Source organism: Nonomuraea sp. MG754425, from assembly GCF_021699195.1.
Taxonomy (GTDB): Bacteria; Actinomycetota; Actinomycetes; order Streptosporangiales; family Streptosporangiaceae; genus Nonomuraea.
Genome location: NZ_SSXE01000101.1, coordinates 21007 through 34431 on the forward strand (window position 1 = coordinate 21007; position 13425 = coordinate 34431).

At 73.4% G+C, this 13425-nt stretch carries 10 protein-coding genes; 6 read left to right on the top strand and 4 right to left on the bottom strand.

Translation table 11 applies throughout. The features are described from left to right. Positions 1-61: 61 nt before the first annotated feature. On the bottom strand, positions 62-1006 hold the full coding sequence (locus FAF44_RS30705) for an acyltransferase domain-containing protein (RefSeq protein ID WP_237106796.1): 945 nt from the start codon (positions 1004-1006) through the stop codon (positions 62-64). An 85-nt stretch (positions 1007-1091) separates the two neighbouring features. On the opposite strand from FAF44_RS30705, the gene FAF44_RS30710 reads away from it, so the two are divergent. Both FAF44_RS30710 and FAF44_RS30715 read left to right on the top strand, forming a co-directional pair. Continuing rightward, positions 1092-1775: a DUF1707 domain-containing protein gene (locus FAF44_RS30710; RefSeq protein WP_237106797.1), complete on the top strand. Its 684-nt coding sequence runs from the start codon at positions 1092-1094 to the stop codon at positions 1773-1775. A gap of 168 nt (positions 1776-1943) precedes the next feature. Next, positions 1944-2255 (top strand): hypothetical protein, encoded by a 312-nt coding sequence (locus FAF44_RS30715; protein ID WP_237106798.1) that lies wholly within the window; start codon positions 1944-1946, stop codon positions 2253-2255. A gap of 121 nt (positions 2256-2376) precedes the next feature. Here the strand turns inward: FAF44_RS30715 and FAF44_RS30720 are convergent, their stop codons facing one another. The 3 genes from FAF44_RS30720 to FAF44_RS30730 form a co-directional block, all read right to left on the bottom strand. Next, complete coding sequence (locus FAF44_RS30720) at positions 2377-2736, bottom strand: hypothetical protein (RefSeq protein ID WP_237106799.1); 360 nt, start codon at positions 2734-2736, stop codon at positions 2377-2379. A 195-nt stretch (positions 2737-2931) separates the two neighbouring features. Further along, positions 2932-3519: an NPCBM/NEW2 domain-containing protein gene (locus FAF44_RS30725; protein ID WP_237106800.1), complete on the bottom strand. Its 588-nt coding sequence runs from the start codon at positions 3517-3519 to the stop codon at positions 2932-2934. A 107-nt stretch (positions 3520-3626) separates the two neighbouring features. Beyond that, positions 3627-4577 carry a YafY family protein gene (locus FAF44_RS30730; RefSeq protein ID WP_237106801.1) on the bottom strand — a complete coding sequence of 317 codons (951 nt, stop codon included), beginning with the start codon at positions 4575-4577 and terminating at the stop codon, positions 3627-3629. A gap of 52 nt (positions 4578-4629) precedes the next feature. On the opposite strand from FAF44_RS30730, the gene FAF44_RS30735 reads away from it, so the two are divergent. The 4 genes from FAF44_RS30735 to purB all read left to right on the top strand — a co-directional run bounded on the left by FAF44_RS30735 (position 4630) and on the right by purB (position 13291). Next, positions 4630-5775: an epoxide hydrolase family protein gene (locus FAF44_RS30735; protein ID WP_237106802.1), complete on the top strand. Its 1146-nt coding sequence runs from the start codon at positions 4630-4632 to the stop codon at positions 5773-5775. A 198-nt stretch (positions 5776-5973) separates the two neighbouring features. Continuing rightward, the gene (locus FAF44_RS55050; RefSeq protein ID WP_272895238.1) at positions 5974-10818 is read left to right on the top strand and encodes a DUF4132 domain-containing protein; all 4845 of its coding nucleotides are present in this window, start codon (positions 5974-5976) and stop codon (positions 10816-10818) included. Between the two features lie 79 nt (positions 10819-10897). Further along, positions 10898-11728, top strand: coding sequence for a phosphotransferase family protein (locus FAF44_RS30745; protein WP_237106803.1), 831 nt, complete (start codon positions 10898-10900; stop codon positions 11726-11728). A gap of 132 nt (positions 11729-11860) precedes the next feature. Continuing rightward, positions 11861-13291 carry an adenylosuccinate lyase gene (gene purB, locus FAF44_RS30750; RefSeq protein ID WP_237106804.1) on the top strand — a complete coding sequence of 477 codons (1431 nt, stop codon included), beginning with the start codon at positions 11861-11863 and terminating at the stop codon, positions 13289-13291. The last annotated feature ends 134 nt before the right edge of the window (positions 13292-13425 follow it).

Here is a 13425-nt window from a genome sequence, read left to right on the forward strand (position 1 = left end):
CACCCCGCCGGGGGGCTGGACGGACGATCTCGCCGGGCACGCGGGGGGTGTCTCGGTCCGGTCAGATCGGGAAGTGGCCGCGGCGGATCTGCCAGTGGCGGCCGGCCTTCAGGTGATCGACGATGGCGCGCTGGAGCACGGTGCGGCGCGGCAGCCGGTCGAGCGGGGTGCTCAGGGTGCGGAAGACGAAGCGCAGCACCTCGACGTCGGCGTCCTGCCCTTCCGGTTCCTCGTAGGGGTCCAGTGCGAACCTGCGCTGGAACCGGACGATGTTGGAGTCCGCGGGCAGGTACTCCCGTAGTTGCGGGTCGAGCAGCCACGAGCCGCAGGAGAACGTGGTGGGGCGCTCGTCGGGGAAGTGGCGCGGGAAGAACGCGCGGGCCTCGTCGAGTGACGCCTCGACCGCGTCCGGGGTCATCGGCCCCGACTCGGGGATGTGCAGGTCGATGGCGGTGGCGCCGCGTTGGTGCTGCAGCCGGCCGAGTTCGTAGAGGCCGCCGCGTGCGTGCAGGGTCAGCCAGCTCTGCATGACCGGCCAGCCCTCGCGGCGCATCCGCCGGTCGATCGCGAGGTTGCGGCCCAGGTCGGCGAGGGTCGCCCATGACACGTCGGCGGCGATGCCGTGGTCGCGGTGGTATCCGGTGACGACGCCGGCCAGGGCCAGGTAGGCGTAGACGTACAGATGCCGCCAGGCGGGGCCTCGTTCGCGCGGCAGTTCCGGACCGGGGGGCAGCCAGCCGTGGCCCCCGAGATCGGCGCGGACCAGGGCGATCGACCGGTCGAGCAGCCAGCGCAGCTCCGGGGTCCACAACGGGGAGTCAGGGTCGGGCCAGCCCGCCGTGATCTCGGCGGCGTCCTCCGGCCGCACCGCGAGCCGTTCGAGGATCGCGGGTACGTCGGCCTTGGCGGGCAACGGAGCCGACGGCCCGTCACCGGCGAGCCGGTGCACGCGGGCGACGTCCGCTACGGGTACGCCGAGCCGGGCGGCGATGTCGTCCAGATCCACGCCGACGATCCTACGATCGCCGGCGACGTCACGGACAAGCGTCAAGGCATCGCTTTGATGTCGTGTTCCGTCGATCTCCTGGTCCATGATCATTCAGAGCCTCATCATCCCCGTCATGGGAGGATATGGTGGTCATCTCCCCGGAACCCGAGGAACGGTTCACCCCAATCCGAAAGCGAACACCATGGGCGAAAACCAGCAGCCGACCCCCTTCCGCCCTGATCAGCTACGCGTCTCACATGACGAGCGCGAAGCCGTGGTGGAGCGGCTGAACACCGCGGTGGCCGAAGGGCGACTCGACGTCAGCGAACTGGAAGTGCGGCTGGATCTGGCGCTGAACGCCAAGACCTACGCGGACCTGGCGCCCCTCACCGCCGATCTGCCGCAGGACAAGCCGGTGGAGCCGCTGGTTCTCAAGGGCGGGATGAACGGCGAGTCACGGACCGGACGCTGGCGGGTCCCTGCGCAGATCACCGTGTACGGCGGCATGGGCAGCGTCAAGCTCGACTTCACCCAGACCGAATGCCGGCTGCCCGAGATCGCGATAGAGGCGCAGGGCCAGACCGGCGGCGTCACCATCGTCGTCCCGGACGGGTGGGCGGTGACGGACGCCTCGGAGATGAATCAGGGCCTCGGCGGATTCAAGGACAAGACCACCTCGGAGCGGCTCCCCGGGACGCCGCGGCTCCGCATCACCGGCAGCGGCGGCACCGGCGGCGTGGTCGTCCGTCACCCGAACAGATGGGACCGGCGCAGGCAGAAACGCTGACCACGGCGGCCCGCCGAAGGGGCTCGTCCGGAGTGATGTGCGGCGCCTTGCGTCTGCCGCCTGGGGACGTGGCCGCCGCCGGTGCCAAAACCACTTGGCCGGTCACTGTCTGCTCTCGTACGCTCACATGACGTTGCCCTTCCGGGGCGAGCGCATCAAGGAGGCAGTATGACGAGCAAGCGTCGCTCACTTCTGACGGCCCTTCTCCTCGCGGGAGGCATGATCCTCTTCCCGGCGCCGGCACACGCGCAGGACGGCGTCCTGACCATCAACGGCGACCCCATCTTCGACCCGCCGAACCACACGTGCTACTCGCGCTTCATCCCGCCGCTCACCGTCACCAACCGGCTGGAAGGCGGGACCTTCAATCACGTGAGCGTCTACTACGACAAGGAATGCAAGAATCCGGCCGGAATCGTCAGCAAGGGCATGTCGTACACATTCCCGCCTGACGTGGTCGCGGTCAAAGTGCACTGGTGACGCGCCGCCGTAGTTCGCGGGGTGCCGCGGGAGAGGATCTCGCCGGACGCCCGGCATCGGTGCGGGTCGCCGCCGGGCGTCCGAGATCCGTCTCGGCCGCCCGGCGGCTTTCAGATCACCGTCAGTCGGCGCAGATGGCGAAGACGCTGATGCCGACGTCGTTGTAGCCGTCCTGGCGGCCGATGCCGATCCAGCCGCGCCCGTCGTCGGTGGGGAAGGAGCCGACGAGGATGGCCCGGTTGCCGCGGGCCTCCGCGCCGCCGCCCAGGACCCTCTTGCCGCCGGGGCAGTACAGCGTGCGGCGCTGGAAGTTGGGGACGTTCGCGTTCGGCAGCGTGACGATCTGGTAGCCCGGGGGCAGTGCCGACTGGACGGCCGTCGTGGCGGACGCCGACGTGGTGCTCGCCACGGCGACCGCGGTCACGCACGCCCCGGCCGCGACGGCGGCGAGCGGGAGGGCCAGGAGCTTCTTGAACTGCATGTGCTTCTCCTTGTTACCGTCCCCTGGCGGGCACGCTCCGGGCAGCACGAAGCACGCCGGCGAATGCGGTGCTGTGGAGGGAGTGTCCGCAGGGGCGAGAGGGCCTGACACGCTGAGTATCCATGACATCACTCACCGCGTCCATAGGTGTCATGTGCGGGGTGACGGGGGCGTGCTGCCCGGTATGAGGGCAGTTCAGCGCAGTTGGGGGTCGATCCAGACGCCGACGGTGTCGCCGTGGCACTGCTGCGTGCTGGTGGTGCTCACGACGATCGAGACCTGGATGGCGTCCCGGATGTCCACGTCCACGTCCCTGAGTTGTCCCAGCCCGGCGGAACCGGTGTAGACGGTCCGGTTGTCGGCCCGAACCGAGAACTTCAGCGGGCGCGGGACGGGCGAGGTGTCGGCGATGCCGACGGACGCGGTCAGGCGGGTGTATTTCTTGCCTGCCAGGAATGTCACGCTGAAGTGGTCATTGAGCCAGCAGGGCGAGGTCGAAAGCACTTTGTCATAGGTTTTCCCGTTGACCGCCAGCGGCTGCTCTTGCCACGATTCCTTGTCGTCGTCGGAGACGGGCGGCTGGTCGACCAGCGAGAACACCTGCGAAGGCGCGGCGGCCGGGGATGAAGAAGCGCCGGTCGGCGGGCCGGACGGTGGCGGCGCGGCCTCCTGCCCGTCGGACATCGTGAAGGCCACGGTGATCACGGCGGCGGCCACGGTCGCGACGGCGCCGATGAGCGCCACGCGGATCGCTTCCGACAGGCGAGGCTTCTTCGAATTCACCAATGTAGCCCTATCACAATGCGCGCCGCCCTTACCCGCCCTATTTAGTTTTATCCCCATATTGGGCTGCATGGCAGTTATGCCGATATTTGCAGCCCCCCGGGTGTTCAGCCCGCCGCGTCGAGGAGGCGGGCGCCGAGCGCGCGCAGGTGCTCGGCGAGTTCGGGCGGCTCGTGCACCTCGAACGGCACGCCGAGTTGCCCGACCCACGCCGCGAGCTCGTCCAGGGAGTCGGCGCCCGCGTTGAGCACGCACGTGTCGCGCGTGGCCGGTTCGACCGCCGCGACGGTGGCCGGCATCCGGGCGGCCACAACCTCGGCGGGTGCGTGCACCGTGAACCGGCCGCGATAACGGTACGGGTGCACGGAGATCCGCTCCGACACGTAGCGGACGAACCCGCCGGCGGGCGGCTCGCGGGGGGCGAAGCGCGGCCCGTTCGGCGTGCGCAGCCGCATCCGGTCGACGCGGAACGTGCGCCAGTCACGCCGGCCGGTGTCCCACGCCACCAGGTACCAGCGGCGTCCCGAGCTCACCAGCCGGTACGGCTCGGCGGCGCGGCGGCCCTCGGCGTCGTCGCGGGCCCGGTAGTCGAAGCGCAGGCTCTCCCGGTCGCGCACCGCCGTGGCGATCACGGTGAGCACGGCCGCGTCCACCGCGCCGGCCGGGGCGGACAGCGGGACCGTGGCCGAGCGCAGCGCGCTGACCCGATGCCGGAGCCGGGGCGGGAGCACCTGCTCCAGCTTGACCAGCGCGCGTACCGAGTTCTCCTCGATCCCGGCCACACCGGAGACCGCGGCGGTGCCCAGCCCGACCGCGACGGCGACGGCCTCCTCCTCGTCGAGCAGCAGCGGCGGAACCCCGGTGCCGGCCCCGAGGCGGTAGCCGGGCGTCCCGGCGGTGGCGTGCACGGTGTAGCCGAGTTCGCGCAGGCGCTCGACGTCGCGGCGGACCGTCCGGCCCGAGACGCCCAGCCGTTCGGCGAGTTCCGCGCCCGGCCAGTCCCGCGGCATCTGCAGCAGCGACAGCAGCCGCAGCAGCCGCGCCGAGGTCTCCAACATGCCGGCCATCCTAGGACCGAACCTGTCCTAACCGGCTTCTAGCGTTACCCCCATGAACGACGACCAGCAGATTCACCCGTTCCGTATCGACGTCCCGCAGGCCCAGCTCGACGACCTGCGCGACCGGCTCGCCGCGACCCGCTGGCCGGACGAGCTGCCCGGGACCGGCTGGTCCTACGGCGTGCCGGTCGGCTACGCGCGCCGGCTGGCCGCGTACTGGCGCGCCGGGTTCGACTGGCGCGCCGCCGAAGCGCGGCTGAACGCCTTCCCGCAGTTCACGACCCGCATCGACGGGCAGAACGTGCACTTCCTGCACGCCCGCTCACCCGAGCCGGACGCGCTCGCGCTGATCCTCACGCACGGCTGGCCCGGCTCGGTGGCCGAGTTCATGAACGTCATCGGGCCGCTCACCGACCCGGCCGCGCACGGCGGCGACGCGGCCGACGCCTTCCACGTCGTCGCCCCGTCGATCCCCGGCTTCGGCTTCTCCGGGCCGACCACCGAACCCGGCTGGCACCTGGACCGGGTCGCCGGGGCGTGGGCCGAACTGATGCGCCGCCTGGGCTACCACCGCTACGGCGCGCAGGGCGGCGACAGCGGCGCGGTCATCTCACCGGCGCTCGGCCGCGCTGACAGCGCGCGGGTCGTGGGCGTGCACGTCAACGGCGGCCTCGGCTTCCCGTCGGGCGACCCGGCCGAGTTCGAGGGGCTCACCGGGGCCGAACTCGCCCGGCTCGGCCAATTCCAGGACCAGGACCGCTCCGGTTATGCGATCATCCAGGCGACCCGGCCGCAGACGCTGGCGTTCGGCCTGCACGACTCTCCCGCCGCGCAACTGGCGTGGATCGCCGAGAAGTTCCAGGAATGGACCGACCCGGCGCACGAACTGCCCGAGGACGCGGTCGACATCGACCAGTTGCTCACCAACATCGGCATCTACTGGTTCACCGGGACCGCCGCGTCGTCGGCCCGCCTCTACAAGGAGACGCAGAGCTCGTGGGGCTCGGCCACCGCGTACTCGCCGGTGCCGCACGGCGTCGCCGTCTTCCCCGGCGACCCGGGCGTGCGCCGGATCGCCGAGCGCGAGCACAAGGTCGTGCACTGGTCGGAGTTCGACCGGGGCGGCCACTTCGCCGCCATGGAGGCCCCCGACCTGCTCGTCGCCGACGTCCGGACCTTCTTCCGCACCCTGCGCTGAGGACCCGGGCGCCGGCCTGCGGGCTACTGCCGGACGGTCGGATACACCATCCCGTCCACGGGCAGCCCCGCGGCGGCGATCTTCGCCCGTAACCCGCCGCTCATGGCAGCGCGGCGCGGAACAAGCCACCCCGTTACTACGGGTGAATCATCCGTTTCCCCGGTGAAATGTCGTAGGCGTGATCAAGAATGGCCTGCCATGAGATGGATCGGGATCGCGACGGGCCACGAGATCAGCGTCGACGGGACGCGGCGGCCGGTGCTCGCCTGCCGGACGGCCGCGGGCCGCGTGCTGGGCAAGGTGCCCGCGAACGTCAAGAAGGATCCGGACGCGGTGCGGCTGGCCGCCCTCTGCGACCGGATCGGCGAGCACGCGCGCGCGGTGCACGACCGGGTCGAGTCCTGGATGGTGCGGTCGCTGCCCGTCCCGGCCGAGGTGTTCGCCGCCGTGTGGGACGACCCGGTGTGGCGTGAGACGCTCACCGGCCTGGTCATCGCCCCGATCGTCGGCGGCGCGCCCGACCTCGGCCGGTGCGCGCTCCTGCGCGAAGGCGCGTGGACGGGCGCGGACGCCTTCGCGATCCCGCACCCGCTGCTGCTCGGCGACGACCTGCCCCTCTGGCGGGCCCGGCACCTCACGCAGGTCGTCGAGCAGGTACGCCGCGAGACGTGGACGCGTCCCGCGAGCATGGACCGGACGTTCGACGTGGTCGACACCTTCGGATACGCCCGCTACGAGAGCGGCGCCGCGTTCGAGCGCCGCGTGCACGAGCTGGGCGGGCGCATCAGGGGGAACACGGCGCGCTGCACCGTGCACGCGCCCGAGCCGCTCGGCGTCGAGATCGACCTCGACTGGAGCGGGCCGATGAGCCCGGCCTACCTGGAGCGGCTGAGCTTCCGCGCGGGCGGCCGGGAGATCGGCGACATCGCCTGGTCCGAAGGCGTCCGCATCCTCATGACGCTGTACGCCCACCGCACCGTGGACGAGAGGCGGCCGGAACCGGAGGCGGCCGACGCGTACTCCGCCTACTGCGACGCCCACCTGGGCGAGCCCGGCACCGTGGCGCCCTGCGCCATCGCCGCACCGACACGCGAGGTGCTGCTGCGCGCCGGCGCGGTGCTGCCGGGCGCGCCCGCCGGCCCCGGCGAGGACGCGTGCGTCGCCGTCCGTTACGAGCACGCCGTCCTGGACGAGCCGCTCGTCGAACTGGTCCGGCGCGCGGCCGTGCACGGCGACAAGGCCGAGAAGTCGCTGCACGACCTGGACCCGGTGGCCGAGACCGGCGTCGGCACCGTGGACGCGGGCCCGCTCGGCTTCCTCGCCTTCGCCCTGCACAAGTACCCGGCGCACCGCGCCCGCGTCCTGGCCGCGAACACCGACCTGCGGGCCGCCCGCGTGCTGGCCGCGCGCAAGCCGGGCTTCGCGCGCGAGGCGCTCTCCCGTACCGGCGCGGACCTGGAGACGTACACGCCCGCGCTGCTGCCGGCCTTCTACGAGGAGTGCGCGCGGATCCTGGCCGACGTGGGCAGCGCCCGTTTCGCCGCCGCCTTCTTCGACAAGGCCCGCGCCGCCGAGGACACGCACACGCTGCCGGTCGACGAGACCGCGCTCGTCGCGGCGCACCTGGCCGCGGGACCGGACACCGCCGCGACGACCACGCTCAAGAAGCACGGCAGGCGGCTGGCCGCCCGCCATCCCGCCCCCGTCGCGTACCACTGGCATCGCAGGCTGCTCACCGAGTGGTGCGAGAAGGTCCCGGACGGCGCGGACGGCGCGCTCGTCCTGGCCGACGGCTGGGCGGCGCTGGCCAAGGCCGCCGGGCACCCCCTCGGCGCGCCCGAGGACGAACGCGCCGTCCGCGCCCTGCTGAACAGCGGCTGCATGGAGTCGGCGCCGCAGGCCCTGTGGAGGTTCGTCCTGGCGCTGCTCGGCCCGATGGCGCGGGCGGAGGCGGGCATCGGCCGCGCGTTCCTCGCCACCCTGCCGCTGCCCGCCAAGGACACCCCCAAGGCCAAGAGCGCGGCGGTCTCCCTCCTGCTCGGCAACCTCGCCGACGCGGGCCTGACCACCCCCTTCACCACGTTCCCCGAGGCGGAGGCGAAGGACTGGCTCGGCCGTTTCCTGACGCGGTACGCAGGGCTCGCCCTGCCCGTCGCCGGTCTCGGCGACCTCCTGCACGACGCCGGCACGCGGCTGCGCGCACAGGGCCGCACCTGCGACGGCCACGAGGCGATCCTGGGAGCGGACGAGTACGAGGTCAACTCCTGGGAGGAGACCGCCGCCGACCTCCCGCTCCTCGATCTCCTCCTGGAGCGCGGCGTCCCGCTCGCGCGGCCCCGGCTGCTGCACACCTACAAGCTGTACGACCGGCTCGCCGCCGGGGCGGGCACCGGCCTGGCCGCCGTCGCCGCCGACCCGGACTGGGCCCCGCTGCTGCGCGACGCGATCGTGGGCAGCGTGACCAACCAGCTCAACGTCACCGAGCCGGCCGTCCCGAAGCAGACCGCCCCCGAGACCGTACGGGCCCTGACCACGACACCCGGAACGGCGCGGATCGTCGCCGCCATCCTGGCCGAGCATGCCGAGCGGGTCTCCCGGCAGGGGCTTCCCGACGTGCACGCCGCCCTGTGCGACGCCGGACGGTTCACCGTCGCCGGAGTCCCCGGCCCCCTCCTGGACAGCGTGCGGACCATCGCGGCCGAGGCGGACCCGGTCCGCGCCCTCGCCGCCGCGCTGAGCGGCGGCGTCCTCGACGAGCTGGAACTGCCCGCGTTCCTGCCCGCCCACGTCCACACCATCACCGACTACCTGGAGGAGAGCGGCGCCGACCTGCTCCTCATCGAGGCCGGCCGGCTCTGGGAGCACAAGTTCCGCGCCTCCGTTGTCACCCCGGACGGCGTCGGCCCGGCCCACGGCTTCGGCACCTACGAGGACGTCTCCAGCCGCTCCCACGAACGCAGCGAGGCGCGCGACCTCGAGGACCGCTGCCTGATCGTGGTGGACGGCCGGGTGACCGTGCTGGACCACGGCGGCCCGCACTGCCCGCACGGCAGCGCGCACCCCGCCGCCCGCCGCGTCGTGCCGGCCGACGGCGAGCGGGTCGTCTTCCCCGGCGGCGCCGAGGCCACCGTGTGGCGCGGCCGGGGCCGGCTCATCGAGCTGCGCGACCCGGCCGGGCGGACCATCGGCCGCTACGTCCGCGGCTGGGGCCGGGTGCCCGAGCACGACGGCGCCGAGAACATCGGCACGGTCGCGCGCCACCGCTACGCGTCCGGGACGCACCTGGTCGCGCCGCCCGGCCGGTGGGCGGCGATGCGGCCGCGCGACCCCGAAGGATCCAGGGCGCTGCGTGCTGTCGACGAGAAGAAGGCGCAGGCCCTGATCGACGTCGCCGACGCCGCGCTCGCCGCCGAACTCATGCGGGTGCTCGACCCCGAGGTCTGGTACGAGGAGCAGGACACCGCCCGCGACGAACTGACGGGACGACTGCGCCCGCTCCTGCCGGAGATCACCGACGAGTCGCTCCTGAAGGGCGTCACGTCCCTGGTGTGGACGGCCGTCGAATGCCGCGAGCGCGCGTTCGCCCTGCTGGAACGCCTGGCGCTGACCCCGCCGCCGCACCTGAGCCCGGCGTCCGCCTGCGCGCCGCCCGCCGTCCGGGCCACGAAGTCCCGCGAGCCGGACGATCCGGGGCCCGCGTCGGCGTACGACCGGATCGTCCACTTCGCTCCTGCCGCCGTCGAGGTGCCGTACGACAAGAACATCGCGAGGTTCGACTCCTCCGCCGTCAAGGGGGTGGAGAACACACTGGGCCGTCTCGGGGCCGCCGTCCTGGAGGCCGCGTGGGGCGAGGGCGGCGGGCGCGCGCGCCTGCGGCGGCTGGCCGCCGTCCCCGAACTCCTGCGTACCGACGGCACCTGGCACGTCGCCCGGCTGCGCCCGGAGTACCAGCTCGGGCAGATCTGCTCGGGGCGCGGCCCCATCATGGCCGCCGCCGTCGCCGATCACGAGAAGGTGGGGGTGGGGTACGCGGTCACGGCGCTCCTGCACACCCCCGGCGGCCCCGACCCGCTCCTGTTCACCCGCAACCGCGTCGTCGAGTTGCGGACCTGCCGCGGCTGGGGCGACCCGGACCGGCTGCGTCAGGCGCTCGACCTGATCGACGAGAACGGCCCGCCGCCCGTGGACCGCGAGGCGACCGTGCGCGCGTTCGCGCAGGGCACGGGCCTGTCACCGGCCCAGTGCCTGATCCTGCTGTCCACCTCGGCCCGCACGCTGTCCTGGCCGGAGGGCTGGGCGCGGGGGCGCGTCGCCGCCTTCCGGTCGGCCGACGCCGACCGCGCCCTCGAACTCGGCCTGAGCGAGATCGAACTGCGTGTCGCCGCGCTGTCCCTGGAGGCGCTCACCACCACCGACGAGGCCGTCGAAGTCGTCGAACTGCTCATGCCCGACGACCCCGCCGACCTCTGGCGTGCCGGCCCCGGCCTGGAGCGGGCGCTCGCGTACTGGACGGACCGCCACCCGAGGCTCACCCCGCTCACCACCGCGCAGTGGGTCACCCTCGCCGCCGGCGCCGAGGACGCCCTGCCGGCGCTGATCGCGCTGCTCGGCGAGCGTCCGTCCGTGCCGCCGCTGGGTCACCTCGCCCGCGCCGCGGGGCTCCTGGCCGACCGGCTGCCCAAGGACCACCCCGCCCGTACGACCGCCGCCGCCCGCCTGCGTGACCTGCACGGACACCTCACCGCCCCGGACACGACCCTGCCCGTCGCCGCCGGGGTCACCTCGGTCGCCGCCCTGGAACGGGCCGCCGCGGCGAGCGCGGCCCACCTGGCGGACGGCCGGCTCGCCATCGGCGAAGCCCTCACCCTGGAGCCCGCCGGGGACGGCTACCGCGTCCACCTGCGCCCGTCCCGCTGGGCAGCCCTGGACGCGCTGGCGCCGGCCCTGCGCCGCGGCGGCGCCGCCGGGGTCGCCCTGGTCATGGAGGACCTGCGTTTCCTGCGCTCGTCCGAGGCGCTGGAGGCCGCGGCGCGGCTGGAGTGACGTGCCCGTTCGGGTGAACCCGGCCACGGGGCCGTCATAGGCTCCGGGGCACGGGGCCGGGTGGAGGGGGAGCGGGCGGATGACGGTCGGACGGTGCACGCACCACCTCGAGTTCGGCGACGGCGTCGTGACCAAGCGGTACAGCTCGTGGGAACGGGGGGAGCCGCACCGGGAGTGGGCGGCGCTGACCCTGCTCGCCGGGCACGCGCCGGGCCTGGCGCCCAGGCCGCTGCGGGCCGCGCTCGACGCGTGCCCGCCCGCGATCGTGATGAGCAGGCTGCCCGGCCGCGTCCTGCGCGGCGGGCGCGTCACCGGCGAGCAGGTCACGGCGCTGGCCGCCGCGCTGCACCGGCTGCACCGGATCCCGGCCGCGGTGGTGGCCGGGGTGCCGCCGGCGCCCTGGGGGCCGGCGACGGCGGTGGCCAAGGTCCGGGCGCTGGCCGGGCGGCGGCCCGGCCTCGGCGATGACCCGCTGGTGCGGGAGGCGTGGCGCGACGGGGCCGCCTGGCTCGCCTCGGCCGACCCCGACCGGCTCGTCACGAACCCGCTGCCGCCCGTCCTCGGCCTGGCGGACGGCAACCACGCCAACTACCTGTGGGACGCGGGCGAGGGCCGCGTCGGGCTGATCGACTGGGAGGACTCTGGCCGTACCGACCGGGCGTTCGAACTGGGCGAGCTGATCGAGCACATCTCGCACGTCGAGGGCGGGGTGGACGCCGGCCGGCTGCTCGCCGAGGTCGATCTGGCTCCCGGGGAGGCGGGGCGGGTGCACGGCTTCCGCCGGCTGCTCGCGCTGGGGTGGTTCCTGCAACTCGGCCCCGGCGGTCCGGCGACGCCGCACAACCCGCCCGGGACGCTGGACCGCCAGGCCGCACGGGTGCGCCTGCTGCTCGACTCCCACCCATTGTGATCTACATTGTAAAGGCGGTCGGCCGGTTCAATACCGTTCACCGAAAGAACGGCGGTCATCGACGGCACGGGGGCAGGAATCGGACGCCCTGAGCGCCGGTTCGCCGGGCCGGTGTGAATACACTTGTCCAACGTGACGTCGAAGCCGCGTATCCCCAATGTCCTGGCCGGCCGCTACGCCTCGGCGGAGCTGGCCCGCCTGTGGTCGCCCGAGTACAAGATCATCGCTGAGCGGCGGTTGTGGCTGGCGGTGCTGCGGGCGCAGGCCGAGCTCGGGATCGCGGTGCCCGAGGGGGCGATCGCCGACTACGAGAAGGTGGTCGAGCAGGTCGACCTCGACTCGATCGCGGCCCGCGAGCGCGTCACCCGCCACGACGTCAAGGCGCGCATCGAGGAGTTCAACGCGCTGGCCGGGCACGAGCAGGTGCACAAGGGCATGACCTCGCGCGACCTGACCGAGAACGTCGAGCAGTTGCAGGTGCGCGACAGCCTGCTGCTGGCGCGCGACCGGGTGGTGGCGCTGCTGGCGCGGCTGGCGGCGCTGGCCGGGCAGCACACGGCCACGGTGATGGCGGGCCGCTCGCACAACGTGGCCGCGCAGGCGACGACGCTCGGCAAGCGGTTCGCGACGGCGGCCGACGAGCTGCTGGTGGCCTACCGGCGGCTGGAGGAGCTGATCGCCCGCTATCCGCTGCGCGGGATCAAGGGCCCGGTGGGCACCGCCCAGGACATGCTGGACCTGCTGGGCGGCGACCGGGGCAAGCTGGCGGAGCTGGAGGGCCGGGTGGCCGCCCACCTGGGCTTCGCACACCGCTTCACCAGCGTGGGCCAGGTGTATCCGCGCTCGCTGGACTTCGAGGTCGTCACGGCGCTGGTGCAGCTCGCGGCGGCGCCGTCGTCGCTGGCCAAGACGATCCGGCTGATGGCCGGGCACGAGCTGGTCACCGAGGGGTTCAAGGAGGGGCAGGTCGGCTCCTCGGCGATGCCGCACAAGATGAACACCCGCTCCTGCGAGCGGGTCAACGGCCTGGCGGTGGTGCTGCGCGGGTACGCCTCGATGGTGGGCGAGCTGGCGGGCGACCAGTGGAACGAGGGCGACGTGTCCTGTTCGGTGGTGCGGCGGGTGGCGCTGCCGGACGCGTTCTTCGCCTTCGACGGCCTGGTGGAGACGATGCTGACGGTGCTGGACGAGTTCGGCGCGTTCCCGGCGGTGATCGCCGCCGAGCTGGGCCGCTACCTGCCGTTCCTGGCGACGACGAAGATGCTGATGGCGGCGGTGCGCGACGGCGTGGGCCGTGAGCAGGCACACGAGGTGATCAAGGAGCACGCGGTGGCGGCGGCGCTGGCGATGCGCTCGCGCGGCGCGGCCAACGAGCTGCTGGACCTGCTGGCGGCCGACGAGCGGTTCCCGCTGGACCGGGCGCGGCTGGAGGAACTGCTGGCCGACCGGGTGTCGTTCACGGGGGCGGCGGCCGATCAGGTGGCGGAGCTGTCACGGGCGGTGGACGAGGTCGTGGCGGCCCATCCGGGTGCGGCGGCCTACCGTCCCGGCGCGATTCTGTGATCGGCCGCACCCGGTGGTGGGGCCGGTGATCCGGGAACTGCGCTCGCCGGCCGAGGTGCGGGCCGCGTGCGGTGACGACGATCTGGTGGTGTGGGCGGCCCAGGGGCTGTCGGGGGGTGCGCGGGCGTGGGCGC

Excerpts from the sequence above, each read along its gene's own strand:
- FAF44_RS30710 (WP_237106797.1), top strand. The coding sequence starts at position 1,092 with ATGATCATTCAGAGCCTCATCATCCCCGTCATGGGAGGATATGGTGGT.
- FAF44_RS30715 (WP_237106798.1), top strand. The coding sequence starts at position 1,944 with ATGACGAGCAAGCGTCGCTCACTTCTGACGGCCCTTCTCCTCGCGGGA.
- FAF44_RS30720 (WP_237106799.1), bottom strand. The coding sequence starts at position 2,736 with ATGCAGTTCAAGAAGCTCCTGGCCCTCCCGCTCGCCGCCGTCGCGGCC.
- FAF44_RS30730 (WP_237106801.1), bottom strand. The coding sequence starts at position 4,577 with ATGTTGGAGACCTCGGCGCGGCTGCTGCGGCTGCTGTCGCTGCTGCAG.
- FAF44_RS30735 (WP_237106802.1), top strand. The coding sequence starts at position 4,630 with ATGAACGACGACCAGCAGATTCACCCGTTCCGTATCGACGTCCCGCAG.
- FAF44_RS55050 (WP_272895238.1), top strand. The coding sequence starts at position 5,974 with ATGAGATGGATCGGGATCGCGACGGGCCACGAGATCAGCGTCGACGGG.
- FAF44_RS30745 (WP_237106803.1), top strand. The coding sequence starts at position 10,898 with ATGACGGTCGGACGGTGCACGCACCACCTCGAGTTCGGCGACGGCGTC.